Here is a 25,750-nt window from a genome sequence, read left to right on the forward strand (position 1 = left end):
TAAGATTCATTTAAGATATATATTTTATACTAACGACATAAACAAAGACCTCCTAACTTTGTTTAAAAATCCTAAACTTTTTTCATAATAATCTCCTGAAAGTCACCCCAGCGGTGGCTTTCGTTTTTTTCTGAGACGCCCGGCTGGCTTGTGGTATAATGGGGTAGAGAACGAAAACTTAAGAAAGAATATGATGAACTATACGATTGAAGAAAAAGAAGCATTTATGCGGGAATCTTTAAAGGAGGCGGAGATTGCTCTGGCTCATGATGAAATTCCCATCGGCTGTGTCTTGGTCAAAGAGGGTAAGATTATCGGCCGCGGTCACAATGCGCGGGAGGAGCTGCAACGGGCTGTTATGCATGCGGAGATTATGGCTATCGAAGAGGCGAATCGGCATGAAAATAGCTGGCGCTTGCTGGATACAACGCTTTTTGTGACCATTGAGCCATGTGTCATGTGCAGCGGAGCAATCGGTCTAGCGCGCATTCCTCACGTTGTCTATGGAGCAGCAAATCAAAAGTTTGGAGCAGCTGGCAGCCTCTATGATATTTTGACAGATGAGCGTCTTAACCACCGAGTAGAGGTGGAAACAGGTGTTCTCCAAGAAGAGTGTGCTCAAATCATGCAGGAATTTTTCAGACAGAGAAGGAAAAAATAAAATTAGCCAAAATCAAAAGTTTGTGTTATACTAATTAATGGAGCAACAGTTTTGCGTGAAGCGGGTCAGGGGAGGAATCCAGCAGCCCTAAGCGAAGTAAGCTGTGTGCTCTTTTCTATTGCTCTTAATGAATCAAGCCTGAAAGGCGCAGATGAATCTTAGAGCAATGGATGCAGTTTTTCCCATAAGGGAAAAATCTGTAAACCTTATAAAGATTCTCAACGAATCAACTCCGAAGGAGGAAGATGAGTTTAGAGACATTGACGCAGTTTAGGCAAAGCGAGAACTAGGTTCCAATGTTGAATGAATCAAGCCTGAAAGGCGCAGATGAATATTGGAGCAGTGAATCTAGTTCGAATGGACCTGAAATGAATTCAGCTGACATTCAATCTTAAGAAGCATATTGGCTTTCTTGTCAATCAAAATTATTCTTCTTTAATAGGCCTAAAATTTGTTGACTTACGCAAACGATTGCTCTCAGTTATATCCTAGGATTAGCTTATTTAGAAAAATAGTATAGAATAAAAAATGTAAACGTTTTAAAATAGTAAAAGCACTTGCTTATTTTTTCTTAAAGCGTTATCATAAAAGAAAAGAACAATTGGAGGATAAACATGACACATATTAAATTTGACTATTCAAAGGTACTGGATAAGTTTGTAGCACCACATGAATTAGATTATATGCAGCCTCAAGTGACTGCAGCAGATAATGCTCTACGAAACGGAACAGGTCCTGGAGCAGAAATGACAGGCTGGTTGAATTTGCCTGAAGAATATGATAAAGATGAATTTGCTCGTATTCAAAAGGCGGCTGCTAAAATCCAATCTGATAGTGAAGTGTTAATCGTCATCGGTATTGGAGGATCTTATTTAGGGGCACGTGCAGCTATTGATTTCTTGAATAATTCATTTGTAAACTTGCAAAGCAAAGAAGAACGCAAGGCACCTCAGATCCTCTATGCTGGAAACTCTATCTCTTCAAGCTATTTGGCTGATTTGGTAGACTATGTATCAGACAAGGATTTCTCTGTCAACGTTATTTCTAAGTCAGGAACAACTACAGAGCCTGCTATTGCTTTCCGTGTCTTCAAAGAACTCTTGGTTAAGAAGTATGGTCAGGAAGAAGCAAATAAACGGATTTATGCAACTACAGACCGCGCTAAAGGTGCAGTTAAGGTTGAAGCAGATGCTAATGGCTGGGATACTTTTGTAGTGCCTGATAGTGTTGGTGGTCGTTTTACAGTATTGACAGCAGTGGGACTCTTGCCAATCGCAGCTGCAGGGGCTGATATCAGCAAGTTGATGGAAGGAGCAAATGCTGCTCGCAAGGCTTATGCTTCTGATAAGTTGGCTGAAAATGAAGCATATCAATATGCAGTTGTACGCAATATCTTGTACCGTAAAGGTTATTTGACAGAAGTTCTAGCTAACTACGAACCATCTTTGCAATACTTCTCAGAATGGTGGAAGCAACTGGCTGGTGAGTCAGAAGGTAAAGACCAAAAAGGTATCTACCCAACTTCAGCCAACTTCTCAACAGACCTGCACTCTTTGGGGCAATTTATTCAAGAAGGAACTCGTATCCTCTTTGAAACAGTTATTCGTGTAGATAAGCCTCGCAAAAATGTGTTGATTCCTGAATTAGCAGAAGACTTGGATGGCCTTGGCTATCTGCAAGGAAAAGATGTTGACTTTGTCAATAAGAAAGCAACAGATGGAGTGCTGTTAGCTCACACAGACGGCGGAGTGCCAAATATGTTTGTGACCCTGCCTGAGCAAGATGAGTTCACTTTGGGCTATACTATTTACTTCTTTGAGTTAGCTATTGCTCTTTCTGGCTACCTGAATGGTATCAATCCATTTGACCAGCCAGGAGTTGAGGCTTATAAGAAAAACATGTTTGCTCTTCTTGGGAAACCAGGCTTTGAAGAGCTGGGGGCTGAGTTGAATGCACGTCTTTGATTCTCATATGCTTTGAGTTCATTTAGAATATAAAAAGATCCACAAGTTCATTTCTTGTGGATTTTTTAGTACAAGCCTCTTAATTAGTTTATTATTTTTTTGAACAGTGTAAAAAAGAGTGTCTTAATTCTTTTATGAAAGCGCTGTATAATTGCCTTGTAAATAAAATTTGAGAGGTATCAAAATGAATGATTGGTTAGACATTAAAGGCAAAACAGTTCTTGTGACGGGTGCGTCATCTGGGATCGGTAAGGCAATCGTCGAAGAATTGTTGGAATTAGGAGTCAATGTAGCGAATTTTGATCTTAGCGACAACGATTTACGTCACCCGAATCTATTGTTTGTAAAAGTTGATGTAACTTCTCGCTCTGAAGTAGAAGAGGGTGTTGCCAAAATAGTTGAAAGATTTGGCAATATTGATGCGGTAGTCAATAATGCGGGGATTAATGTCCCTAGATTATTAATCGATGCAGAAAATCCTAAAGGTCCTTACGAGTTGGACGATGAGACGTTCGAAAAAGTAACAATGATTAATCAAAAAGGTTTGTATCTGGTTAGTCAGGCAGTAGGACGTATTTTAGTGAAAAATGGAAAAGGTGTAATTGTGAACATGGCTTCAGAAGCAGGCTTGGAAGGTTCTGAAGGACAAAGTGCCTATGCTGCAACGAAAGCGGCAGTCTATAGTTACACTCGTTCATGGGCGAAAGAGCTTGGTAAACATGGTGTACGTGTGGTTGGAATTGCTCCAGGAATTATGGAAGCTACGGGTCTTCGAACTCTTTCTTACGAGGAAGCTCTTGCTTATACCCGTGGAAAGACGGTAGAAGATATTCGAGCTGGTTATGCTTCAACTTCAACGACTCCATTGGGACGGAGTGGGAAACTACGGGAAGTAGCTGATCTTGTAGCGTTCTATATTTCAGACCGTTCTAGCTATATAACAGGTGTCACTACAAATATTGCCGGAGGTAAAACTCGCGGTTAAAACAATGAAGGTAGGGAAGAGAGTTGACCTTAGTAAATCGGTGGTATAATATTTTAGATAAAATGGTCTCGCAGCCAACTTATTCCTTGGTAGATATGCGCTCAGAACTGGATATTAGCTTGCAAACCTTGCAAAAGAGTATCCAACAATTAAATGATGTTTTGGCTCCTAATATCCAGATTATCGCACAAGATGATCAGTTAATGTTAGAAGTGTATGACTATACAGAGTTGGAAAGGATTTTATCTGGTAGTTTAAAACAGGAGAGTGACTTCAATTCTTCCAGTAAAAGAATTGCCTATTTGCTAAAACGTTTAATTGAGTCAACCTCCCCTCTTCTTATTGACGACTTGGCTGAGGAAGTAGGTGTTAGTAGAAGTACCCTTAATAAGGATTTAAAACAAGTAAAATCTTTGGCAGAGAGTTACTCTATCACTATTTCAGGAAAGCCCAACCGTGGGCTGGAGGTCTTGGGGAGCGAGCTGAATTTGCGCTTGCTATATATTCACCAAGTGGCTCCTTACTTTGAAGGAAGGACACTCACTGAGGGAACATCTTCTTTTCTGGAGACGCTAGTTCAGGACTATAAAATCCCTAAAGAAACACAGGAACTCCTTCGAAAGACCATTTCAATTATGGTGGAGCGTATTCATACATCTAGAGTGTTGAATTGTCCTATTCCTTACTATAGGAATGATTTAACAGAGACACCTTTAGCTGAGAAATTAATCTATCATATTGAGATGACTTATAAGATTTCCCTCAGTCAGTTTGAGATAGACTTTTTGTGTTTTCCGTTTAATGTCCGTTTTATTGACACTTTAAGCAAGACATCTTATCAATCTGAACAGCTTGCAAATATTTTTGAAGGGATTGTCAAGAAAGTCAAAGAAACAATGTTGGTTCACTTTGATGATGAAGAATTATTTGAAGAAATCAAATCTCATCTAGGCTCCTTAATCAATCGACTGATTTTCCATGTGCAAGCTAATGATATATTTCATGGCGAGGTTCAAACTCAATATCCTTTTGCTTTTGAAATGGCAAAAATAGCTGGAGAAGAACTATCTGCAATTTTTGGTTCTGAATTGGAATTATCTGAAATCGGATATCTGGCTTTGTATTTTGAAATGATTTTAAGAAAGCAAAATTCTGCTGTTAAGGGTTATCGCAAGCAGATAGCTGTAGTTTGCACAACAGGAAGAGGAACTGCTGCGATGATTATTCAGCAACTCAGACGAGTCCTTGGAAATGATGTAGACATTACTCAGTATTCTGAAGAGGATTTTAATGTGGATTTAAATCAGGACTATTTCGCGATTTTTACGACAGTTCCTCTAAAATATAAAGATTCTAAATCTCCAGTCATTCAAGTTAATCATCTTTTTGATGATCAATGGCTGCAGGAAGAATGGCAGAGGGCCAATGCTTTTCATCAAAAAAATCTAGAAACAGTCAGCTTACGTTTTCTTCGGTTGAGCCCCCAAAAAACCTATCAGCAATACTTGCTAAATATGGTTGCAGAGTTAGAGAAACTTCAGATGATTGATGAAGGTTTTAGAAATCGGATAATTGATAGGGAGAAAAAGCAATCAACCATTTTTGGTGGAGGAATTGCCTTCCCCCATACAATTAACCAGGGTTATGCAAAGACTATTTTAATGTTTGGAAAACTAGAAGAGCCTTATCAAAAAGGAGATGAATGGATTGAATTTATCTTTCTAGTGGCCATACCCTCAGAAATTGAAAGAAAAATGGAAAGTGAATTGCTGGAATTGTATGACGACATTTTTCGAATTGCAGGAGAGCCTTCTCTAAAAGAAGCATTGAGGGCTGTAGAAACAGAGACAGAGTTTCTATCATTTTCTAAGAGCAAAGGAGTATTTTAATGAATTCGCTAATAATTTTCGCTGTATTTGTCATGGCAGCTTATATATTTCAAATATTCCTCGGCTGGCAGCAACTCAAAGACTTCAATAAGACCTATACGATGCTCCGAAAACTGGGGCGCGTAGCGATTGGCAGGAAGTCCGGAAGAATAAAATCCGGTACGATTGTCATGTTCGCGGTTGATGAAAACGGTCGGGTTCTTAAAGCTAGCAAAATGCAAGGAGTCACAATCTTAGCGCGTTTTCAAAATATGGACGATTATGTTGGAGAAGACATCCATTATTTTGACAAGTATAATCCTCTTGTGAGAAAAGAAAATAAGTTGATGCAATCAGCCATAGAAGATGCTAGAAAAGTCTATCTTTGGCATGAGGCAGGTATTGAGAAAGAGACAAGTTCATCTGATTCTTTTCTGGGATTCGGCTTTTATGCGAATTACTTACAATTATCTATTAAACAGTTATTTAAAAAAAATAAGAAAAGGAGTTCCTTATGAATCACATTACAAAATTTGCAGAGAGTTTTATGAAACTCTTCCAATTAGGTGGAGAAACCTTTATTAGCTGGATGACAAATATTGTACCGCTTGTCTTAATGCTATTGATTGCAATGAATACCCTTATCGCTTTCTTGGGAGAAGAAAAGGTCAATTCCTTGGCTAAGATTTCTGCCAAAAATCCTGTTAGCCGTTATATGATTTTACCTTTCATTTCAGCCTTTATGCTGGGGAATCCGATGGCGATCAGTATGGGACGCTTCTTGCCAGAATATTATAAACCTAGTTTTGTAGCAGCTCAGATGCAGTTCTGCCATACTTCAAATGGTGTATTCCCACATATCAATCCTGGGGAATTGTTTGTATGGATGGGAATTGCGACAGGAATTCAAACTTTAGGTTTAAGTCAGATGGACCTGGCAATCCGTTACATGCTTGTAGGAATTATCATGAACTTTGTTGGTGGATGGGTAACAGATTTTACGACTGCCTATGTTGCAAAACAGCAAGGTGTTACCTTGAGTAAAACATTTGATTGATAGAAAGAGTGAAATTATGTCATATAAGAGTATAAAAGTTGTTAAAGGAAATGGTGGTTTCGGAGGCCCTTTGGTCATTACACCTAGTGAGGCTAAGCATAAATTTATCTATATCACTGGCGGCGGAGAAAAGCCAGATATTGTAGATAAAATTGCTGATTTGACCGGTATGGAAGCTGTTAACGGGTTTAAAACTTCTATCCCTGATGAGGAAATTGCTTTAGCAATCGTGGATTGCGGCGGTACTCTTCGCTGCGGTATTTATCCTAAAAAGGGGATCCCTACAATCAATATTGTCGCTACAGGGAAAAGTGGCCCTCTAGCACAATATATCACCGAGGAAATCTATGTGTCAGCAGTTGGCCTTAATCAAATTTCTGCTGCTAATGAAGACGAAAAAGCGACAACTGTGGTAACAGAAAAGCCAACTTACGATACTAGTAAAAAAATTACAGAGCAAAAAGCTGAAACAAGTATTGTAGCAAGAATTGGGATGGGCGCTGGGAAGGTCGTTGCGACTTTCAACCAGGCTGCTCGTGAAGCCATCCAAACAATGCTCAACACAATCATTCCTTTCATGGCCTTTGTTTCCTTGCTGATTGGGGTTATTCAAGGTTCAGGTGTTGGAAATTGGCTGGCAAAATTAATGGTTCCCCTAGCGGGGAACATCTGGGGACTCATTTTGATTGGCTTTATCTGTTCCTTGCCATTCCTATCTCCTTTGTTAGGCCCCGGAGCTGTTATCAGTCAGATTATCGGAACCTTAATTGGAGTCGAAATCGGAAAAGGGAATATTCCGCCCCAAATGGCTCTGCCAGCTATATTTGCTATCAACACTCAAAACGGTTGTGATTTCATTCCTGTAGCACTCGGTCTATCTGAAGCCAAGTCTGAAACAGTTGAGGTTGGTGTCCCTTCTGTGCTTTATTCACGCTTTCTCAATGGTGTTCCGCGGGTGCTAGTAGCTTGGATAGCTAGTATTGGTCTTTATCAATAGACCTTTGATAGATGCACGTAAACAGAGCAACTATTATGTTAAACTTATCTATAAGCATAAGTTTAAGACAAATTAGAGAAAGGATAAATAGGAATTAGATGAAGAAAATTTTTGAAGCTAAAGTAATTCAAGTAGGGCCTGAAGCTCAGAATATGATTCAAGATGCCAATATGCTCATTTTATTTGGAGAAGAAGCACCGGAAGATTTAGCAGAGTATTGTTTTAAGATTGATAACAAAAATCTGCTAGGTTCAATACTAGAAGGCGGCAAGCTGGTGGTAGATAATCAGGAATATTCGATTAGTTCCGTGGGAAATGTAGTAGAAAAAAATTTAACTGGACTGGGCCATATCACGATTTCTTTTGATGGTTCAAAAGAGGGGAGCCTTCCTGGTACACTCCATGTCGCAGCAGACCAAGCAGTAGTAATTGAAAAAGGCTCTACCATTCAGATTTTTGAAGTAGCTCAAGTAGGATAAAATATCTAAATAAGAATACTAGAAAAATAAGAGTCTAAAAACTTGATTCAGAGCCTGGGCAAAAGTCCAGGCTTTTGAGTCTAAATTAGAAAAAATAGATGACGCAGTGGTTGATTGGCATCTTCCTTCGCTTTTTAAGCCCCAAAGATTGCCTGATCAACTGTGCGGGGGTGGGAAGACGAACTTTTTAACTTGTTTGAAGTTCTTTCCCACTCCCTTTTTGATTGGAAGAATAATTTATGTTATAATGTTGTAAAATTTGTCATTATTTTTCAATGTTTTCGCAATATGACAAATCAATAAAATTTATAAGGAGAAAACCATGTCAGATAAAGATGGACAAGGTCAAGTGCAAGGGGCTTGGCAAGAAAATCAACCTAGCCAGCCATTGCAAGGGAATTTCCAGCAGATTCAGCCGCAAGGATTGCCTGATAAGAAGGGCAATATCGGAAAAGTCATAGGACTTTCAATTTTTGCTCTCATAATTGGTCTTTTGATTGGCAGCGGTTCAGCTTATTTTATCGGCAAGCAGACACAGACAAATAAGGATATTCAAAGGATTAAGCGTCTGAGTAAGGCTCAGGAAGAAGCCAAAGACAAGAGTGACAGCTTTACTACAGACGGGCAGTCGGTTCAGTTTAATTGGACTTTGAAAGACTTGGGACGGTTGAGCTATACAAACGATGAAGGATTAGGTCTGACGGCTGATCAAATCGTTGAAACTTATGGCTTGGCTAGTTCAGCAGAATATGATCGTAATCGTCTGTTACTCCGATGGGGCCCTTCTGTCAGGGACAAGGAGCAAAATATTTCTTTTCAATTTGATAAAGTTGACCAGAACTACTATCTGAGACAAGTGGTAGTTGGAGATTCTTTTAAAGAATATAGAAAAGGGAAGGAAACGACAGATTGGAGCGTATTATCTCCCAAAGACCTTGAACGTTTGAAAGTAGGAGACAAGGAAACGGGTGAAGGAGGAACAGCTTTATCAGAGGTCCTGAAGAAGCATCCTGTTCCGTCAGAAATTGTCATCGCAACCGAACGTGACGTAGATAATAAGATTATCTCCAACCGTCTGATTGCTGAGGTGACTTATAAAACAGAAGATAGTTATAAATATCTTCTGTTTGTAGGCCAGCCAGATGGAAATTTCTTATATATAAAGTCAGAGGAAATGTAAGTTTTTAGTTATTTAGTTTATCTTTTGTGACTGATTGATTTCAAAGCATTTCGTTATTAAAAGAGAACTGATAAGACTATTGAAAATAAACAAGAAAGAGGAAAGAAGATTGACAGAACAGCAAACACAGCATTCTTTTGAGCCTTCAAGGAATGCTCAGTCGCAAGAGAAATTCCCGCATCATTTTCAACCTCAGCAAGGCCATGTTTCAAGTCCGCAGGGACCAACCCCACCTTTGGCCAAGAATAAATCTTGGAAAGGAATCCTGATAGGCGGAGCCTTGCTCTCTCTTGGTCTTGGACTAATCGGAGGGGGAATCTGGGGCTATAGAATGGGAGTAGCGGAGGTCATCAAAGGGGAATATCCTGTGCTACATCCTTTAGCAGATGCTGGGGGATCAAAGAGGGATCAATCAGACCGCTACATTGATCCCGATACTACTGAGTTCAAGTGGGATATTGATAGTTTGTCAGAGTTACGGTTCAATACTATTCAGACAGATACGAATGGTACTTCAGTGGAAGATATTCTTGATAAATATGGCAAGGCTTTAAAAGAAGAAATCTCTCGTGACAGCCTTGATTTAGAGTGGGGAACGCTTCAAGATTCTGATGATGAGGAGGACTGGCCAGTTTATTATACAGATCAAACTGCTTCTCTGGATTTTGAGAAGAAAAAAGATGGTTTCTATCTGAATAGTCTTCATATCTATAATATTCGCTTTGAAGGAAGCAAACATAATGCTGAGGACGAAGCGATGGCGGCTGATTACTTTGAAAAATTGAAAAAAGGCGATGCAAAGACTGGTAAAGATGGCATTTCCTATAAGGATGTTTTTAAGGAATATGGCAGTCCGCGAAGTATCTCTATTCGTGTAGATGAAGATTTCAGTGAGGATACTAGTCAAACCATTATGGAGGCGGCTTATGACGCTCCTAATGATGGTACTTATAGGTTGTTCTTCGTTCAGCAGGAGGACGGAAACTATCTTTTGTCCACTACTGCCAATAAATAAAATAGAACTCAAATAATAAAAGGAGAAACAATGCCAGAACAAAATAAACCGCAGGAACAATCTTTAGAAGGATTGGCTCCGTATCCACAGCAAGTCCAGTCATCAGATCCAGGACAATTTTCAGCTAACTCAACGGAGGGGCAGCCTTTCCCAACAGAAGGAGGCAGTCCTGAAATGCCGAATCCTAATCAAGATTTTGGTGTTCAGCAACCCATTTTTGATGCTCCACAGCAGCAGATGCCTCAGCAGGATAATTGGGGAAATCCTGCTTTTCAAAAAGCAACGCCTCAGGGATTTAATCCAGCTGGTCAGAACTTTGCCGTACCACAGCAAGCTGCAAACTTTGCTGCCCAGCCAAGTCCAGAGCCAAAGAAAAATAGTACGGGCAAGCTGATAGGATTTTTAGGAATAGGCCTGGCAGCGGGATTATTGCTAGGAGGTCTTGGCGGCTATTTCCTAAATGATTTTATGGGTGGGGGAAGTGTGCCAAGTCTGTCTCGAAAGGGACATCAAAGCGATGTTGCTTCTTTTGTGGCTCCGACAAAAGAGGATGTGTATGAGTGGGAAGTGAAAGACCTTGAAAAGCTGAGCATTGTTAGTGCGGATGATGAAGGATTGACCCCAGAACAAGTAGTCAAAGATTTTGGCTTGGCCAGCAGTGTGACGTTTCAGGAAGAAGGGCTCTCATTGTCTTGGCTACCTGACTCTAGTTATACCACTCTGACCTTTATGAAACACGAGGATGGCAGTTACCATCTTCAGGGTATGAGTATTATGCCCGGCAGTGATGACTATAATAAAAAGGTATCTAGCCAGATTACAGAGAACTTAAAGACGGGTGATGCGGAAACAGGCGAGGGCGGTTCTTCCTTTAAAGAAGTAATCAAGGAATACCCAGAATATCAACATATCTCAGTTTATGGGGATGGTGAATCAGAGCCGAAGATGCTTATAAACTATGAAACCTCTTCAAATAAGGAGATAACTTTGACTTTTATCCGTCAGGAAAACGGACAGTATCTATTGAGTAATCTTTCTAAATAGAATAAATGAATAGGAGTGCTTATCTTACAGCTGGAAACTCCGAACGGTACGCAAAAGATCAAAATGACCATTGATGCCAACAGTGGGAACATTTTGAACGAAACGAAAGAATTAAATAAGATCGTTGGTATATAAGTTTGGAATTGCTTTGTTGGGCACGGACGAGAGTTCGTGTCTTTTTACAATCCGTATCTCATGTAGAGAATTTTGTAGGAGTTTTGCAATCCCCTTTTTTGTGTTATAATATTGTCTAATCAAGCTTCTTGGTTTACTTCAATTGTTCTTCAAGTTGTTGGAGATTGAGGAGATAAACAAACTAAAAGGCTAAATCATTCACGAATCGAGGGAAAAATCATGTCTGCTACTAAAATGAACGCTCAAGAAATTATCAAATTTATCGCTGATGCCAAGAAAAAAACTCCTGTCAAGGTAACCTTTGATGGAGAATTACACGGATCCATCCCTTGGTCTGTTGTGAAGTTAGGCAATGTTCTTTTTGGAGACTGGGAAGAAATTAAGCCACTCCTAGTGAACTTAGAGGAAAATAAGACCTATGTCGTAGAGCAGGATGCCCGCAACTCAGCGGTGCCGCTTTTGGACAAGCGCGATATCAATGCCCGTATTGAGCCGGGCGCTATTATCCGTGACCAAGTCGAAATTGGTGATAATGCTGTCATCATGATGGGGGCAGTCATCAATATTGGTGCAGAGATTGGCGCTGGAACCATGATTGATATGGGTGCTATCCTGGGTGGCCGAGCGATTGTCGGCAAAAACAGTCATGTCGGTGCTGGTGCTGTTCTGGCGGGAGTCATTGAGCCGGCTAGTGCTGAGCCAGTTCAGGTTGGAGACAATGTGTTGATTGGTGCCAATGCGGTTGTGATTGAAGGTGTACAAATTGGCAGTGGTTCAGTTGTTGCGGCTGGCGCGATTGTGACCCAGGATGTTCCGGAAAACGTAGTGGTTGCTGGTGTTCCGGCACGAGTTATCAAGACCATTGACGAGAAGACCCAGCAGAAGACAGCTCTGGAAGACGCTCTGCGTACTCTTTAAAAATAGCATAAAGATGAATTGATTGGGTGCGGCCCGACACTTTGACTGGTCTGACAAGATTTTAAAGGAAAGAAAAATGCTTGATTATCTGAACATTCGCCGTGATTTACACCAGATACCAGAAATCGGTCTGGAAGAATACAAGACCCATGCCTACCTGATGCAGGTCATTGATGGCCTGACAGCTGGCCTAGACTTTGTGGAAATTCGAACTTGGCGGACTGGTATTTTGGTCTTTATCAAGGGCAGTTCACCAGATAAGACGATTGGCTGGCGGACAGATATCGATGGCCTTCCGATTGTGGAGGAGACGGGTCTGGACTTTGCCAGCACTCATGAAGGTCGTATGCATGCCTGCGGACATGATATGCACATGACGGTGGCTCTAGGCCTGCTGGAACAAGCTGTGAGCGCTCAGCCTACCCACAATCTGCTCTTTCTCTTTCAGCCTGCAGAGGAAAATGAAGCTGGCGGTATGCTCATGTACGAAGATGATGCTTTTGGTGACTGGCTGCCAGATGAATTTTACAGTCTCCATGTGCGACCGGACCTCAAGGTCGGCGATATTGCCACTAATAGAGGAACCCTCTTTGCTGGTACCTGTGAAGTTAAGCTGACTTTTAAGGGGAAGGGGGGGCATGCGGCCTTTCCTCATGAAGCCAATGATGCTTTGGTGGCGGCTAGCTACTTTATCACTCAGGTGCAGACCATTGTCAGCCGCAATGTCGATCCTATCGAGGGAGCAGTTGTGACCTTTGGTTCTCTCCATGCTGGCACGACCAACAATGTCATCGCAGAAACGGCCTTTCTGCATGGCACCATTCGGACTCTGACTCAGGAGATGAACCTCTTGACTCAGAAGCGCTTACGGGAAATAGCAGAGGGCCTAGCCCAAAGTTTCGGTCTGGAATTGGACTTGGAGCTTAAACAAGGCGGCTATCTGCCTGTGGAAAATCATCCTGGACTAGCAGACGAATTGATGGACTTTTTCCAGAAGGAAGAAGGAGTGCAGTTGATTGATATTGCGCCGGCTATGACAGGTGAGGATTTCGGTTATCTGCTCAGTAAGGTTAAGGGCGTCATGTTCTGGCTGGGAGTGGACAGTCCCTATGCCCTCCATCATCCCAAGATGACACCGGACGAGGCAGCACTGCCCTTTGCTATTGAAAAGATTGGGAAATTCCTAGATTATAAAATCAACGAAAGATAAGAAAAAGGTGGACGAGCTGCATGAAAAAAGAGCTGAGACAAACTGTACTGAACCAGATGAAGAAACTGTCAGGAAAAGAAAAAGAGCAGGCAGATAACTGGCTGACCCAGCACTTGCTCAGTTCGGCAGCTTATCAAAAAGCTCAGGTTATTGCTACCTATCTTTCTATGCCGCATGAAGTCTCAACTGCAGCCTTTATCAAGCAGGCTCAGTTAGATGGTAAGCGGGTTTTAGTGCCCAAAACCTATGGCCAGGGTCAGATGATATTTGTGGATTATGATGAAAGTTGCCTGCAAAAAAGCTCTTTTGGACTTATGGAGCCGATAAGTGAAGAGGCTGTGGACAAGACAGAAATTGATCTGATTCATGTGCCGGGTGTGGTCTTCAATTCTCAAGGGTTTCGGATTGGTTACGGCGGTGGTTACTATGATCGCTATCTGGCTGATTTTGCTGGGGCGTCTATCAGCAGCATCTATAGTTTTCAACAGTTTGATTTTGAACCCGATTATCACGATATAGCAGTAAAGGAAGTGTTGACTTATGAACTACATCTATGATAAAAAATATCCTGTGACCAGTATTTTGCTAATTTTGACAACACTTGTCTTTGTGGGGATGCTTATTTTACGTGGCTTTTCTTATGCTGAAGCACAAACGGTCTTTGAATTTGGAGCAGTGTTTTCTCCGACCATTATCATGTATCCTACTCAGATATGGCGTCTCTTTTCTGCTATCTTTGTGCATATTGGCTTGGAGCACTTTGTGGTAAATGCTGTTACTCTTTATTTTATTGGACGGCAGGCAGAAGATATTTTTGGCTCGCGAAATTTCTTTCTGCTCTATATGATGTCAGGTCTGATGGGAAATATCTTTGTCTTCTTTTTCAGTCCGGATACTCTGTCAGCAGGAGCCTCTACAGCCTTGTTTGGACTTTTTGCCTCTATCGTGACCCTGCACTATGTCGTCCGAGACAGCTACATTCAGCAGCTGGGGCAGTCTTATATGACCTTGATTGTGGTCAATATCATCTTTAGTTTCATGCCTGGTATCAGCCTGGCGGGGCATTTGGGCGGTTTGATTGGCGGCATACTCTGCGCGGTTATTCTTCCTGTCAAAGGCTCAAGCAATGCCTTTAAACCTGCTCAGCGCTGGCTAGTCTTATTTGGCTATCTAGCCTTGGCTGCCCTTCTTATTTTTCTAGGCTTTCATCATTCCTTGATTTAACAAGTGTGTATAAATAACTAACGATATATAAAAAAGAGGTTTTTAACCTCTTTTTTATAGCTGAAATTTTATTTTCAACGTTAGTTGTTTGAATCAATTATTTTTTACTTTGTTTTTTCTCTAATGTATGACCCAAGTCAATGATATACTGCTTCAAGGAGTCTTTGACCTGCGGATGCTTGAGGGCGTAGTCGATAGAAGTCTTCATAAAGCCGAACTTGTCACCGACATCATAGCGATCGCCCTTGAATTCGCGAGCGAACACGCGCTGCGTCTTGTTAAGAGTATCAATCGCATCGGTCAGCTGAATCTCATTTCCAGCACCTGGCGCTTGCTTTTCCAAGATTTCAAAAATTTCTGGTGTCAGCAGGTAGCGGCCGATAATAGCCAAATCACTCGGTGCATCTTCAGGTTTTGGCTTTTCGACGAAAGTTTCCACGCTGTAGAGACCTTTGACACCTTCACCTTGAGGGGCAATCACACCATAAGAAGAAACTTCATCATGAGGGACCTGCATGACAGCGATGGTAGAAGCGTGAGTAGCCTCGTAATCATCAATCAATTGCTTGGTCAGCGGCACAGCCTTATCATTGGTGATGTCCATGAGATCATCGCCCAGCATGACAACGAAAGGCTCGTTTCCTACGAAAGCCTTAGCTTGAAGGACAGCATCTCCCAGTCCGCGCGGATGGCTCTGACGGATGAAATGCAGACCGATACCAGTGGTTTCATCGACCAATTTGAGCAAGTCGTCTTTACCCTTTTCTTTGAGGTTGTATTCTAATTCAAAGTTTGAGTCAAAGTGGTCTTCGATGGAGCGTTTTGATTTACCTGTGACAACTAGAATATCTTCAATTCCAGATTTGAGAGCTTCCTCAACGATAAACTGGATGGTTGGCTTGTCAACGATTGGCAACATTTCCTTGGCCAGTGCTTTAGTAGCTGGCAGGAAGCGGGTTCCGAGACCAGCTGCAGGGATGACGGCTTTCTTAACTTTTGACATAATTATTTCCTTTCTATTAGAACGAAGTCCATTCATTCTCAGCCTTGAATTCATTGTTCATGATTTCATAAATGGCATCTTTGATATTACAATTTTGATAAATAACCTTGTAAATAGCCTGGGTAATTGGCATATAAACATCCAGCTCTTGGGCCAGTTCATAGGCTGCCTTGGTGGTAGAAATTCCTTCGATAACCATGCCCATATTGGCTTCAATATCAGCTAATTTCTCGCCACGTCCTAGAGCATTGCCGGCCCGCCAGTTACGGGAGTGAACAGAGGTACCTGTGACAATCAAGTCGCCGACACCAGATAGGCCGCTGTAAGTCAGAGGATTTGCTCCTAACTTGACACCTAGACGCGTGATTTCGGCCAGACCTCGTGTGATAATAGCTGCCTTGGCATTATCACCATAGCCTAGTCCATGGAGTGCACCAGCTCCAACTGCGATGATGTTTTTCAGAGCGCCTGCAGTCTCCACTCCGATGACGTCGGTATTAGTGTAGAGGCGGAAGTAGTGATTGCTGAAGAGCTCCTGCACATACTTAGCTGCTTCCAGATCCTTAGAAGCAGCGGTGATTAAGGTAATATCGCGCACAATGGTTTCCTCAGCATGGCTGGGACCTGAGACAACGACAATCTCGCTACGTAGCTCTGCAGGGATTTCTTCTTCTAGGATAGTTGAAATCCGTTCGTGGGTATTGGGCTCTAGTCCCTTGGAGGCGTGCATGATTTTCACCTTGTGGTCCAGAGCTTGAGCTACTTGTTTGGCTACCAGACGGGTTACCTTAGTCGGCACGACAAAAAGCACGGCATCCGCATCTTTTAAAGCTTCTTCTAGGTCATGATAAGCCTTGATCTTTTCGTCCAGTACAATATCTTTGAAATAGCGTTTATTGGTGTGTTCGTCGTTGATTTCGTTGATTTGCTCAGCGATATTTCCCCAAATACGAACCTCGTGTCCGTTGTCATTTAACACTTGTGATAAGGCTGTTCCCCAAGAACCAGGACCAATCACAGCAACTCGTTGTTTATCCATATCTTCTCCTTATGATGAAATTCCGAGTCTGAATTTAAATCAGTTTTAGAGTTCTATATCTCATTTTACCATATAATATAAGAAATTTCTTGCTTGACATTGTTTTTATCTGTGATATAGTAAGGAAACTAAGTCAAATATGAAAAAAGTAGGAGGAAGCATGTTTTTTAAAAGTCTATTACGGTATAAATGGTATGCCCTGAGTTCGTTTTTGATGACCTCGCTGATGATTGCCAGCTCTCTTTTACTACCCTGGTTTTTAAAGCACATCTTAGATGCTCTGCAGGAGCAAAATAGCCAGACCATCTACAGTATGGGGGGGTGGCTGATTGGCATCGGTTTTGTCGGACTGGTGGCAGGAGGGATTAATGTGACCTTGGCGGCTTATATTGCCCAAGCTGTCTCATCAGATCTCCGCGAGGAGACTTTCCGCAAGATTCAGACCTTTTCTTATGCTAATATCGAGGAATTCAACTCCGGCAATCTAGTCGTGCGGATGACCAATGACATCAATCAGATTCAAAATGTGACTATGATGCTCTTTCAAATTCTTCTTCGCTTGCCCATCCTTTTTATCGGTTCAGTCATCCTGGCCATTGTGACCATGCCCTCTCTCTGGTGGATTATCTTCTTGCTGATTGTGCTCATAGCTGGTCTAACGGCTGTCATGATGGGGATGATGGGGCCTCGTTTTAAGAAATTCCAGACTCTTTTGGATAAGATTAATGCCATTGCCAAGGAAAATCTTCGTGGTGTGCGAGTGGTCAAGTCCTTCGTTCGGGAGGAAGACCAGTTTCATAAGTTCAGTCAGGTGTCTGATGAACTTTTGTCAGAGAATCTCTATATTGGCTACGCTTTTTCAATCGTTGAGCCAATGATGATGTTGGTCGGCTACAGCTCTGTTTACTTGGCTATCTGGACTTTATCTGGCATGATTCAGGCGGAGCCAGGACTGGTCAGCTCTATCGCTTCTTTTATCGGTTATCTGAGCCAGATCATTTTCACCATCATTATGGTTGGCTTCTTGGGAAATGGTGTGACGAGGGGGATCATTTCTATCCGTCGGATCAAGGAAGTATTGGCAACGGAGCCAGCTATGGCTTTCCCAGACTCGCTAGATGAAGAACTAGAAGGTAGCCTCAGCTTTGAACATGTGACTTTTTCCTATCCCAACGATGACGAGCCAATACTAAAGGATATCAGCTTTGAGGTTGAGCCTGGGCAAATGATTGGCGTTGTCGGTGCGACAGGTGCTGGTAAGTCTACCTTGGCCCAGCTGATTCCCCGTCTTTTTGACCCGCAGGAAGGTTCTGTCAAGATTGGCGGCCGGGATCTGCGAAAGCTTAGTCAGGGAACTCTTCGTAAAAATGTTTCCATCGTGCTGCAGCGGGCGATTCTATTTAGCGGGACCATTGCGGACAATCTCCGGCAGGGCAAGCTCAACGCTTCGCTGCCTGAAATGGAGCGAGCGGCTCGTATTGCCCAAGCCAGTGAATTTATCAGCCGTATGGAAGAAAGTTTTGACAGTGAAGTGGAGGAGCGTGGCAGCAACTTCTCTGGCGGTCAGAAGCAGCGGATGTCCATTGCCAGAGGTGTTGTCAACAATCCCAATATTTTGATTTTAGATGATTCGACCTCAGCCTTGGATGCCAAGTCAGAAAAGTTGGTTCAAGAAGCCTTGAATAAAGAGCTGCAAGGAACGACGACGATTATCATTGCTCAAAAGATTAGCTCCGTTGTTCATGCAGATAAGATTCTGGTCTTGGATCAAGGGCGGCTGATTGGCCAGGGCACGCATGCAGAATTGGTCGCAACTAACGATGTTTACCGTGAAATCTACGAAACGCAGAAAGGAAAGGAGGACTAAGATGCGGACGATTGCATTTTTTTGGCAATATTTTAAGCGTTACAAATTATCCTTTGTCGTTGTCCTTTTGATGATGGTAACAGCGACTGTTTTTCAGGTCCTTTTTCCGGTTTATGTCGGTCAGGCTGTTCAGCATTTGGTTGAGTTGGGACGGGCTTTTGCTGAGAAGGGTGAGACTGATCAGATTCTGTCGACTTTTGGCAGCGTCATGGGCAGTGTATTGGTATCTTTTGTCTGCCTATCTATTTCCAGCTTAATTTACATGCTTTTGATGACCCGAGTTATTGCCCATTCGACCAATGAGATGCGCAAGGGCCTGTTTGGCAAGCTATCCAAGATGACAGTTGCTTTCTTTGACCGCCATCAGGATGGAGATATTCTGTCGCGCTTTACCAGTGACTTGGACAATATCCTGCAAGCTCTAAACGAGAGTATGATACAGGTGATGAGCAATGCCTTGCTCTATCTGGGCCTCGTGATTATCATGTTTGTTCAAAATGCTAGATTGGCCTGGATAACGGTAGCCAGCACACCGGTTGCTTTTCTTCTCCTAGTGGTTATTGTCAGGCTGGCTCGGAAATACACCAATCTTCAGCAAAAAGAAGTCGGCCGCCTCAATGCATATATGGACGAGACCATTTCCGGTCAGAAAGCCGTTATCGTTCAGGGAATGCAGGAGGAGGTCATCAAAGGGTTCATCGAGCAGAATGACCGAGTACGCTTAGCGACCTTTAAAGGCCGGACCTTTTCAGGCCTTCTCTTCCCTATCATGAACGGGATGAATTTGATTAATACAGCCATTGTTATTTTTGTTGGTTCGGCTGTCTTACTGAGCGACCCTAATGTTGAAACGGCAGTTGCAGTTGGCCTGATTACTACTTTTACTCAGTTTTCCCAGCAGTATTATCAGCCTATCATCCAGATTGCTGCCAGCTGGGGCAGTTTGCAGTTGGCCTTTACAGGGGCTGACCGGATTCAGGAGATGTTTGATGCACCAGAGGAAGTCCGGCCAGAGAATGCACCTGCTTTCACTGAGCTTACAGACTCCGTGGAGATCAAGCATGTGGACTTCTCTTATGTGGAAGGTAAGCCTATCCTCAAAGACGTGTCTATCTTAGCCCCTAAGGGCAAGATGACGGCTGTTGTTGGCCCGACTGGATCAGGTAAGACGACCATTATGAACCTGCTCAATCGCTTTTATGATGTGGATAATGGCAGCATTGAGTTTGACGGTCGCGACATTCGGGACTATGAGCTGGATAGCTTACGGAGCCATGTGGGGATTGTCTTGCAGGATTCGGTGCTCTTTAGCGGTACGATTCGGGATAATATCCGCTTCGGTGTGCCGGATGCCAGTCAGGAAATGGTAGAAACGGCTGCGCGTGCGACCCATATCCATGACTATATCGAAAGTCTGCCAGACAAATATGATACTCTGGTAGATGATGACCAGAATATTTTCTCAACTGGGCAGAAACAGCTGATTTCCATTGCTAGAACTTTGCTGACCGACCCGCAAGTCTTGATTTTGGATGAAGCGACTTCCAATGTCGATACGGTAACAGAGAGCAAGATTCAGCAGGCCATGGAAGCCGTTGTGGCTGGCCGGACTAGCTTTGTCATTGCTCACCGCCTCAAAACTATCCTCAATGCAGACCAGATTATCGTCCTAAAAGATGGAGAGGTCATCGAACAGGGCGATCATCACCAACTCCTCAAACTGGGTGGCTTCTACTCAGAACTTTATCACAACCAGTTTGTCTTTGAGTAGATGGTTGGTTTTGCAGCTGGATAATCAGCCAGGCTTTTAAAATATTAGATAGAAAATTTAAAAAATCCAGCAGGTTTCTTTTCCTGCTGGATTTTTAATTAACATCAAAGTAGTGATTATTTCACATGTTTAGCCAGATCCTCTTGGGCCTTTTTATTGGATTCCTCTTTTTCTTTTTTCCACTTTTCTTGGGCCTTTTGATAGTCTTTAGTCGTGACAATCTCATCACTGATTTCCACGTATTTATGATAGTTGGCATCTTTTGTACCTGTCTGAGCATAAGAGTTTGTAAATGGCACAATCCGAGAAATGAATGGTGCTGCTCCTCTGCTGCTCATAGTTGGCACAACGAGGGCGCTATCTGTCAGCCATGCTTGAGCTGCAGCATATTTTTCATAACGCTTGTCTACATCTTGTGTTTCGTTTCCAGCCTCTTCGATCAGTTTGCTGTACTCATCCAGTCCTACAGCTTTAGCAGCAGCATTGTCTTTGCCTTCAAATCCAAGGTAGGTTCTGGTCTGAGTGCTGTTACCTGGCACTAAAATGTCCAGGTAAGTAGAAGGATCTTGGTAGTCTGGATCCCAGGCAACGAGACCGTTGATATCCCAGTCTTCCTGGCTAGCAGCTTCAGCATTGAAGGTGATGTTTAGTGCTTCGTCCTCAGATAGCATCTGCAGGTCTACAGAGACATTGTCCTTTCCTAACGCCTCTTCTAATGATTGTTTCAGAGATTGCATGCGGTTGACGAAGTTAGTAGAATTCTGAGCGACAGGAACATCTAGGTGAATTGGGAATTGTACGCCTTCATTTGCAAGAGCCTGCTTGGCTTTGGCAAATTCCGCCTTGGCTTTGTCAGTATTATGGAGACCGTCTTGACCGTCATCCAGCTTGATACCTTTCCACTCGTCACCATAGGAAGCCAGTGATTCTTCGACCAGAGTGCCAAATTCCTTGCCATTGGCTTGAACGAAGGTTGGCGGAACAAAGAGATTACGGACAGCTGGCTTGGCTACATCTTCTCCATTGACCTGAGCTGAATAGCTTTCGCGGTTAAGGGCAAAGGCTAGAGCTTGGCGGAAGTCTTTGTTCAGCAGAGCTTTTTTGGTAGCTTCTTTTTGTTCATCGCTGGTTTTAGAAGTATGGTTATAACTTTGACGGTCAATGTTAAAGCTGATTAGACCGACACCCGCTCCTGCTTCTGTCATGAAGATATTATCTTTGTATTTCTCAGCGATTGAGGAATAACTGGAAGTGGCTGGGTAAAGTCTTGCCAAACTGTAGCCGCCATCTCCAAATGTCCGCGCTAATGAATCTTGGTCAGAACCATCGTAGTAAGACAGTTTGACACCATCAATCTTGACCTTGTCCTTATCCCAGTAGTTAGGGTTCTTCTCAAATTCGACAGAGGATTTAGAAGTAATGGATTTCATGATAAATGGACCGTTATACAGAATGGAATCTGCTTTGGTTGCCTGACCGAATTCCTTGCCTTGCTTTTCTAGAAAGGCCTCGTTGACCGGCATCATAACACCTGATGTTGTTTTAGAGTTCCAGTAGGTTTCAGGCTTGTTGAGTGTATATTGGACCGTATGATCGTCCAGTGCCTTGACTCCAACAACTGAAAAGTCCTTGTTGGTACCGGCTGCATATTCACTCAGTCCCTTGATAGAATCTTGGATAAGAGGGAGAGCGTCTGATTTGACATCAGCAGCATGTTTGATACCTGCCACAAAGTCCTGAGCCGTGACATCTGCGTATTCTTCGCCATCAGCGGTATACCACTTGGCATCTTTGCGCAGCTTATAGGTATAGACGAGACCATCTGGAGAGACTGTCCAATCTTCTGCGATAGACGGAGCTAAGTTTCCATATTTATCATTTTCCAGCAAGCCATCTACACCATTTGTAGTCAGCTCGTGGGTAGACCCCTTTGCCGACTGGATGTAGTCCAAAGTCGTTGGATCAGACGTAAAGACATAGCTGTAGATTTTTTTGCTGGATTGGGAACTTCCGCCTCCAGAGCAAGCTGTAAGTAAGCCGACAGAGAGCAGAGTGAGCCCTGCGGCAAGAAGAATTTTTGATTTTCTCATAGGGACCTCCAAGTCATGAGTTTTTACACTGCTTATTATAACAAATTTCTGCCAAAAGTAAACAATTTTCTGATAATTCTGAAATATTTTTCTAAATTTTCAAAAAGAGATTTATAGTGTTGCATATTCTGATAAAAAATTTTTATAACCAGCTTTAAAAAAATCTATTGGACGACTGAGAAAAGGCGTGGTAAGATATACTATATCAAAATAAGGGGGAATCACGGTATGTGCAGAACAATTGTTGGAATTTCAGCCAATCTTTGTCCAGTAGATGAAGCTGGAAAGAATATTCACACCTCTGTTTCACGCAAGTTTGTGGATGGCGTACGAATGGTTGGTGGTCTGCCGATGGTGATTCCTGTTGGCGATAAAAGTTTAGTTCAGGATTACGTAGAAACGATTGACAAGCTGATTTTGTCAGGCGGACAAAATGTTCACCCACAGTTTTATGGGGAAGAAAAGACCATTGACAGCGACGACTACAATATTGTTCGCGATGAGTTTGAGTTGGCTCTCTTGAAAGAAGCTCTGCGCCAAAACAAGCCAGTCATGGCTATTTGCCGCGGCCTGCAGTTGGTAAATGTTGCTTTTGGCGGTACTCTTAATCAGCATATCGAAAATCACTGGCAGGGCTTGCCATTTGGTACTTCGCACTCCATTCGCACGGAGAAAGACAGCGTTGTGGAGCGCTTGTTTGGTCAGGCTAGCCAGATTAATTCGGTCCATCGGCAAAGTATCAAGGACTTGGCACCTAATTTCCGCGCGACAGCCTTTGACCCAAGAGACAATACCATCGAAGCGATCGAATCGGTTGACAATCATCGTATCATAGGCCTTCAATGGCATCCAGAGTTTTTAATAAACGAAGAAAAGGGCAATTTGGAGCTGTTTCAGTACCTCTTGCAAGAGCTGTAAAAAATTATTTTATTTTTTTAAGTTACTTTTAGGAAAATTTAAGATAAGTGTTCTATACTAAGACCATAAACAAAGACCTCCTAACTTTGTTTAGAAATCCTAAAACTTTTCTTTTTCATAATAATCTCCCTATAAGAACCGCCCAATTGGCGGTTTTTTTGCTTGTTTTTGGCGAATTTAGTATAATAGGAGCAGAAAAAATAGAAAAGAGAAATGCATGAAAATTCGCGGGTTCGAGCTGGTTTCCAGCTTTACAAATGAAGATTTACTGCCTAAGAGAGAGACGGCTCACGCAGCTGGCTACGATTTGAAAGTGGCAGAGCGCACCCCTATTGCGCCAGGGGAGATTAAGCTGGTTCCGACTGGTGTCAAGGCCTATATGCAGCCGGGCGAGGTGCTCTATCTTTATGATCGCTCGTCCAATCCTCGTAAAAAAGGCTTGGTCTTGATTAACTCCGTTGGGGTCATTGACGGCGACTACTATGGGAATCCTGGAAACGAAGGGCATATCTTTGCTCAGATGAAAAACATCACAGATCAGGAAGTCGTCCTCGAAGCTGGCGAACGTGTAGTGCAGGCTGTCTTTGCACCATTTCTGATTGCTGATGGAGATGAGGCAGAAGGCGTGCGGACCGGTGGATTTGGGTCGACAGGGAAATAGAGAAAGAAAATGGCAGACTATTTATTAGTTGTAGATATGCAGTCAGATTATGTTGCTGCAGGAAAAGCATATGATAATGAAGCACTGACTGCGGCTGTCAATGACAAAATAGCTAGTTATCCCAGCGACCGGGTTATCTATATTCTCAACCGTTTTTTCTGGGAGAGAAAAGAAAGGGAGAAGAATTTTGCGACCGACTTGAAGGTTATATCTTCTCGCATCTTTGAGAAGCGTCGGGCTTCTTGCTTTACTAATCCGGATTTAAAAGAGTTTTTAGAGGGAACTGGTGCTAAAAGTTTAGAATTTATAGGGGTAGACGGCAATGGCTGTGTCAAGGAGAATTATCAGGTTTCCGTCGATTTGTCCGCTGTCGGAGTTGCCAACCAGAAGAAATTCTCTAAAACACTGAAGCAATGGCAAGATTGCGGAATCAAGATTAGATAGCTTTATGAGGACATTAATATGAAGATCATTTTTATCCGCCACGGAGAGCCAGATTATTCACTTTTGGAAGAGGCTGGTTACACTGGCTTTGGACTAGATTTGGCTCCCTTGTCGGCTGCTGGTCGTCGGATGGCGACAGAGGCAGCTGCTAATCCTTTGCTAGAACAGGCGGAAATTTTGATCTCCTCTTCTGTGACGCGGGCTTTGGAGACGGCCTCCTATTTGATTCGAGACCGCCAACTGCCGCTTTTTGTGGAGCCTTTGCTGCATGAATGGCAGGTATATGAGAGTGGGACAGAAAAGTTTGAGCAGGCTCGGAAGTTATTTTTTGAAAATAGTGGAGAACTTCCTGCAAGAAGTCCTATCCAGTATGAAACATCTGAGCAGATGAAAGCCCGCTTTTTCAGTGCCTTAAGCAAATACAGAGACTACGAGACGGTAGCTCTTGTAGCCCATCGCATGCTCATCCGCCAGTTTGTAGCTGATCAGCAGATTGATTTTTGCCAGTTTATTGAATATGAACTGAAGTTTTAATGTTTCGTCGTAAAAAGAATCTTAATAAAAGGATTTTGAGAAAGAAGAAAATATGAAAGAATTTAAGAACAAGGATTATGCAACAGAAATTCGTCAGAAAATTCCAGGCTACGATGTGATGCTAGATGTGATTTTCCGAGGAGTATTGCTTAGATTAGCCCCCAGTTTAAAAGTCGATAAGGTGTTAGCTTTAGCAAGCCAGACGGATGAGTTGAATGGTTTGGCATCCTTATTTCCTAAGGCAGGGTTGACGGTTGTGGAGCCAAGTGAGGCGATGCTGCAAGAGCTTAAAAGACAGGTTCATCTGCCTCAAGCGGAGTATCTTAATTGTCGATTTGAAGAAGCAGTGCTACCTTCTGCTTATCAGATTTGTTCTTGCTTGCTAGTATTGCAGTTTGTTGAAAATCCCAGCTTTTTTCTTCGAAAAATTTATGACTCTTTAAGTGAAGGTGGCCTTCTGATTCTTAGCTTTTTTTCCAACCAGCAACTAGGCTATTGGAAAACACTTGCTTCAGAGCTAGGAGCCAATCAGCAACAAATTCAGCGTACTTATGAGAATCAAGCTAGTTTGATGAATACCCTCTCGCCTCAAGAAGTTGCAAACTTACTAGAAGAGGCTGGCTTTACTAACATAGAGCAAGTGTTTCAGGTCTTATCTACTTTTGTTTGGATTATTAGAAAATAAG

The 25,750-nt window shown here is 42.6% G+C and carries 25 protein-coding genes, 1 other RNA gene and 2 pseudogenes; 25 read left to right on the forward strand and 3 right to left on the reverse strand.

The genetic code is table 11. The features are described from left to right. Positions 1-190 precede the first annotated feature (190 nt). The 16 genes from tadA to O3621_RS03345 all read left to right on the forward strand — a co-directional run bounded on the left by tadA (position 191) and on the right by O3621_RS03345 (position 14,737). Entirely contained in the window at positions 191-661 is a 471-nt protein-coding gene (gene tadA, locus O3621_RS03270; RefSeq protein ID WP_049547731.1) for a tRNA adenosine(34) deaminase TadA, read from the forward strand. 28 nt (positions 662-689) lie between these two features. After that, positions 690-788, forward strand: an RNA gene (gene ffs, locus O3621_RS03275) — signal recognition particle sRNA small type. A 487-nt stretch (positions 789-1,275) separates the two neighbouring features. Beyond that, entirely contained in the window at positions 1,276-2,625 is a 1,350-nt protein-coding gene (locus O3621_RS03280; RefSeq protein ID WP_002917809.1) for a glucose-6-phosphate isomerase, read from the forward strand. A gap of 184 nt (positions 2,626-2,809) precedes the next feature. After that, a complete protein-coding gene (locus tag O3621_RS03285; RefSeq protein ID WP_002902100.1) occupies positions 2,810-3,610 on the forward strand; it encodes an SDR family oxidoreductase in 801 nt (266 codons plus the stop codon). 62 nt (positions 3,611-3,672) lie between these two features. Then, positions 3,673-5,499 carry a PTS sugar transporter subunit IIA gene (locus O3621_RS03290; RefSeq protein WP_080979487.1) on the forward strand — a complete coding sequence of 609 codons (1,827 nt, stop codon included), beginning with the start codon at positions 3,673-3,675 and terminating at the stop codon, positions 5,497-5,499. Beyond that, entirely contained in the window at positions 5,499-5,996 is a 498-nt protein-coding gene (locus O3621_RS03295; protein ID WP_049547734.1) for a transcriptional regulator GutM, read from the forward strand. The genes O3621_RS03290 and O3621_RS03295 overlap by 1 nt, the downstream gene beginning before the upstream one ends. Next, positions 5,993-6,535, forward strand: a complete 543-nt coding sequence (locus tag O3621_RS03300; protein ID WP_002893982.1) for a PTS glucitol/sorbitol transporter subunit IIC — start codon at positions 5,993-5,995, stop codon at positions 6,533-6,535. The genes O3621_RS03295 and O3621_RS03300 overlap by 4 nt, the downstream gene beginning before the upstream one ends. A gap of 16 nt (positions 6,536-6,551) precedes the next feature. Further along, positions 6,552-7,532: a PTS glucitol/sorbitol transporter subunit IIB gene (locus tag O3621_RS03305; protein ID WP_009660130.1), complete on the forward strand. Its 981-nt coding sequence runs from the start codon at positions 6,552-6,554 to the stop codon at positions 7,530-7,532. A gap of 98 nt (positions 7,533-7,630) precedes the next feature. Then, positions 7,631-8,011, forward strand: coding sequence for a PTS glucitol/sorbitol transporter subunit IIA (locus O3621_RS03310; RefSeq protein ID WP_002902105.1), 381 nt, complete (start codon positions 7,631-7,633; stop codon positions 8,009-8,011). A 322-nt stretch (positions 8,012-8,333) separates the two neighbouring features. Then, the gene (locus tag O3621_RS03315; protein WP_125337601.1) at positions 8,334-9,191 is read left to right on the forward strand and encodes a hypothetical protein; all 858 of its coding nucleotides are present in this window, start codon (positions 8,334-8,336) and stop codon (positions 9,189-9,191) included. A gap of 79 nt (positions 9,192-9,270) precedes the next feature. Beyond that, positions 9,271-10,206: a hypothetical protein gene (locus O3621_RS03320; protein WP_049547736.1), complete on the forward strand. Its 936-nt coding sequence runs from the start codon at positions 9,271-9,273 to the stop codon at positions 10,204-10,206. Positions 10,207-10,236: 30 nt separating this feature from the next. Further along, the gene (locus tag O3621_RS03325; protein WP_049547737.1) at positions 10,237-11,250 is read left to right on the forward strand and encodes a hypothetical protein; all 1,014 of its coding nucleotides are present in this window, start codon (positions 10,237-10,239) and stop codon (positions 11,248-11,250) included. 354 nt (positions 11,251-11,604) lie between these two features. Beyond that, the gene (gene dapD, locus O3621_RS03330) at positions 11,605-12,303 is read left to right on the forward strand and encodes a 2,3,4,5-tetrahydropyridine-2,6-dicarboxylate N-acetyltransferase (RefSeq protein WP_049547738.1); all 699 of its coding nucleotides are present in this window, start codon (positions 11,605-11,607) and stop codon (positions 12,301-12,303) included. 76 nt (positions 12,304-12,379) lie between these two features. Next, positions 12,380-13,513 carry an N-acetyldiaminopimelate deacetylase gene (locus tag O3621_RS03335; RefSeq protein WP_049547739.1) on the forward strand — a complete coding sequence of 378 codons (1,134 nt, stop codon included), beginning with the start codon at positions 12,380-12,382 and terminating at the stop codon, positions 13,511-13,513. Positions 13,514-13,533: 20 nt separating this feature from the next. Beyond that, positions 13,534-14,070: a 5-formyltetrahydrofolate cyclo-ligase gene (locus O3621_RS03340; protein ID WP_311153916.1), complete on the forward strand. Its 537-nt coding sequence runs from the start codon at positions 13,534-13,536 to the stop codon at positions 14,068-14,070. Continuing rightward, complete coding sequence (locus tag O3621_RS03345) at positions 14,054-14,737, forward strand: rhomboid family intramembrane serine protease (protein WP_125338027.1); 684 nt, start codon at positions 14,054-14,056, stop codon at positions 14,735-14,737. Before O3621_RS03340 ends, O3621_RS03345 begins: the two co-directional genes overlap by 17 nt. 97 nt (positions 14,738-14,834) lie before the next feature. Here O3621_RS03345 and galU read toward each other — a convergent pair whose 3' ends face one another. Together galU and O3621_RS03355 are read right to left on the reverse strand one after the other, a co-directional pair. Beyond that, positions 14,835-15,740 carry a UTP--glucose-1-phosphate uridylyltransferase GalU gene (galU, locus tag O3621_RS03350; RefSeq protein WP_002893959.1) on the reverse strand — a complete coding sequence of 302 codons (906 nt, stop codon included), beginning with the start codon at positions 15,738-15,740 and terminating at the stop codon, positions 14,835-14,837. Between the two features lie 16 nt (positions 15,741-15,756). Continuing rightward, a complete protein-coding gene (locus O3621_RS03355; RefSeq protein ID WP_061589322.1) occupies positions 15,757-16,779 on the reverse strand; it encodes an NAD(P)H-dependent glycerol-3-phosphate dehydrogenase in 1,023 nt (340 codons plus the stop codon). Positions 16,780-16,939: 160 nt separating this feature from the next. On the opposite strand from O3621_RS03355, the gene O3621_RS03360 reads away from it, so the two are divergent. The 4 genes and pseudogenes from O3621_RS03360 to O3621_RS03375 all read left to right on the forward strand — a co-directional run bounded on the left by O3621_RS03360 (position 16,940) and on the right by O3621_RS03375 (position 20,417). Then, entirely contained in the window at positions 16,940-18,646 is a 1,707-nt protein-coding gene (locus O3621_RS03360; protein WP_314449603.1) for an ABC transporter ATP-binding protein, read from the forward strand. A gap of 1 nt (position 18,647) precedes the next feature. Beyond that, positions 18,648-18,786: pseudogene (locus tag O3621_RS03365) on the forward strand (ABC transporter ATP-binding protein); the annotation flags it as partial. Next, positions 18,765-19,493 (forward strand): annotated as a pseudogene (locus O3621_RS03370) (ABC transporter ATP-binding protein); the annotation flags it as partial. The pseudogenes O3621_RS03365 and O3621_RS03370, both read left to right, overlap by 22 nt. Before the next feature lie 135 nt (positions 19,494-19,628). Beyond that, complete coding sequence (locus tag O3621_RS03375) at positions 19,629-20,417, forward strand: ABC transporter ATP-binding protein (protein WP_371513761.1); 789 nt, start codon at positions 19,629-19,631, stop codon at positions 20,415-20,417. A 116-nt stretch (positions 20,418-20,533) separates the two neighbouring features. On the opposite strand, the gene O3621_RS03380 is transcribed toward O3621_RS03375, so the two are convergent. After that, on the reverse strand, positions 20,534-22,507 hold the full coding sequence (locus O3621_RS03380) for a peptide ABC transporter substrate-binding protein (protein ID WP_314449601.1): 1,974 nt from the start codon (positions 22,505-22,507) through the stop codon (positions 20,534-20,536). A 228-nt stretch (positions 22,508-22,735) separates the two neighbouring features. On the opposite strand from O3621_RS03380, the gene O3621_RS03385 reads away from it, so the two are divergent. From O3621_RS03385 to O3621_RS03405, 5 genes are all read left to right on the forward strand, one after another. Next, positions 22,736-23,425 carry a gamma-glutamyl-gamma-aminobutyrate hydrolase family protein gene (locus tag O3621_RS03385; RefSeq protein ID WP_002893948.1) on the forward strand — a complete coding sequence of 230 codons (690 nt, stop codon included), beginning with the start codon at positions 22,736-22,738 and terminating at the stop codon, positions 23,423-23,425. A 217-nt stretch (positions 23,426-23,642) separates the two neighbouring features. Further along, complete coding sequence (locus O3621_RS03390) at positions 23,643-24,086, forward strand: dUTP diphosphatase (protein WP_314449600.1); 444 nt, start codon at positions 23,643-23,645, stop codon at positions 24,084-24,086. Between the two features lie 9 nt (positions 24,087-24,095). Continuing rightward, the gene (locus O3621_RS03395; RefSeq protein ID WP_314449599.1) at positions 24,096-24,530 is read left to right on the forward strand and encodes an isochorismatase family protein; all 435 of its coding nucleotides are present in this window, start codon (positions 24,096-24,098) and stop codon (positions 24,528-24,530) included. Positions 24,531-24,548: 18 nt separating this feature from the next. Beyond that, the gene (locus tag O3621_RS03400; RefSeq protein WP_314449598.1) at positions 24,549-25,064 is read left to right on the forward strand and encodes a histidine phosphatase family protein; all 516 of its coding nucleotides are present in this window, start codon (positions 24,549-24,551) and stop codon (positions 25,062-25,064) included. A gap of 52 nt (positions 25,065-25,116) precedes the next feature. Beyond that, the gene (locus tag O3621_RS03405; protein WP_314449597.1) at positions 25,117-25,749 is read left to right on the forward strand and encodes a methyltransferase domain-containing protein; all 633 of its coding nucleotides are present in this window, start codon (positions 25,117-25,119) and stop codon (positions 25,747-25,749) included. Position 25,750 lies beyond the last annotated feature (1 nt).

The sequence above is a fragment of the Streptococcus sp. 20925_1_22 genome, from assembly GCF_041431685.1.
Lineage (GTDB): Bacteria > Bacillota > Bacilli > Lactobacillales > Streptococcaceae > Streptococcus.

What these genes read in the sequence shown, in the direction of transcription:
- tadA (WP_049547731.1), top strand. Translation starts at nt 191, where the DNA reads ATGATGAACTATACGATTGAAGAAAAAGAAGCATTTATGCGGGAATCT.
- O3621_RS03280 (WP_002917809.1), top strand. Translation starts at nt 1,276, where the DNA reads ATGACACATATTAAATTTGACTATTCAAAGGTACTGGATAAGTTTGTA.
- O3621_RS03285 (WP_002902100.1), top strand. Translation starts at nt 2,810, where the DNA reads ATGAATGATTGGTTAGACATTAAAGGCAAAACAGTTCTTGTGACGGGT.
- O3621_RS03290 (WP_080979487.1), top strand. Translation starts at nt 3,673, where the DNA reads ATGGTCTCGCAGCCAACTTATTCCTTGGTAGATATGCGCTCAGAACTG.
- O3621_RS03295 (WP_049547734.1), top strand. Translation starts at nt 5,499, where the DNA reads ATGAATTCGCTAATAATTTTCGCTGTATTTGTCATGGCAGCTTATATA.
- O3621_RS03300 (WP_002893982.1), top strand. Translation starts at nt 5,993, where the DNA reads ATGAATCACATTACAAAATTTGCAGAGAGTTTTATGAAACTCTTCCAA.
- O3621_RS03305 (WP_009660130.1), top strand. Translation starts at nt 6,552, where the DNA reads ATGTCATATAAGAGTATAAAAGTTGTTAAAGGAAATGGTGGTTTCGGA.
- O3621_RS03310 (WP_002902105.1), top strand. Translation starts at nt 7,631, where the DNA reads ATGAAGAAAATTTTTGAAGCTAAAGTAATTCAAGTAGGGCCTGAAGCT.
- O3621_RS03315 (WP_125337601.1), top strand. Translation starts at nt 8,334, where the DNA reads ATGTCAGATAAAGATGGACAAGGTCAAGTGCAAGGGGCTTGGCAAGAA.
- O3621_RS03325 (WP_049547737.1), top strand. Translation starts at nt 10,237, where the DNA reads ATGCCAGAACAAAATAAACCGCAGGAACAATCTTTAGAAGGATTGGCT.
- dapD (WP_049547738.1), top strand. Translation starts at nt 11,605, where the DNA reads ATGTCTGCTACTAAAATGAACGCTCAAGAAATTATCAAATTTATCGCT.
- O3621_RS03335 (WP_049547739.1), top strand. Translation starts at nt 12,380, where the DNA reads ATGCTTGATTATCTGAACATTCGCCGTGATTTACACCAGATACCAGAA.
- O3621_RS03340 (WP_311153916.1), top strand. Translation starts at nt 13,534, where the DNA reads ATGAAAAAAGAGCTGAGACAAACTGTACTGAACCAGATGAAGAAACTG.
- O3621_RS03345 (WP_125338027.1), top strand. Translation starts at nt 14,054, where the DNA reads ATGAACTACATCTATGATAAAAAATATCCTGTGACCAGTATTTTGCTA.
- galU (WP_002893959.1), bottom strand. Translation starts at nt 15,740, where the DNA reads ATGTCAAAAGTTAAGAAAGCCGTCATCCCTGCAGCTGGTCTCGGAACC.
- O3621_RS03355 (WP_061589322.1), bottom strand. Translation starts at nt 16,779, where the DNA reads ATGGATAAACAACGAGTTGCTGTGATTGGTCCTGGTTCTTGGGGAACA.
- O3621_RS03360 (WP_314449603.1), top strand. Translation starts at nt 16,940, where the DNA reads ATGTTTTTTAAAAGTCTATTACGGTATAAATGGTATGCCCTGAGTTCG.
- O3621_RS03375 (WP_371513761.1), top strand. Translation starts at nt 19,629, where the DNA reads ATGTTTGATGCACCAGAGGAAGTCCGGCCAGAGAATGCACCTGCTTTC.
- O3621_RS03380 (WP_314449601.1), bottom strand. Translation starts at nt 22,507, where the DNA reads ATGAGAAAATCAAAAATTCTTCTTGCCGCAGGGCTCACTCTGCTCTCT.
- O3621_RS03385 (WP_002893948.1), top strand. Translation starts at nt 22,736, where the DNA reads ATGTGCAGAACAATTGTTGGAATTTCAGCCAATCTTTGTCCAGTAGAT.
- O3621_RS03390 (WP_314449600.1), top strand. Translation starts at nt 23,643, where the DNA reads ATGAAAATTCGCGGGTTCGAGCTGGTTTCCAGCTTTACAAATGAAGAT.
- O3621_RS03395 (WP_314449599.1), top strand. Translation starts at nt 24,096, where the DNA reads ATGGCAGACTATTTATTAGTTGTAGATATGCAGTCAGATTATGTTGCT.
- O3621_RS03400 (WP_314449598.1), top strand. Translation starts at nt 24,549, where the DNA reads ATGAAGATCATTTTTATCCGCCACGGAGAGCCAGATTATTCACTTTTG.
- O3621_RS03405 (WP_314449597.1), top strand. Translation starts at nt 25,117, where the DNA reads ATGAAAGAATTTAAGAACAAGGATTATGCAACAGAAATTCGTCAGAAA.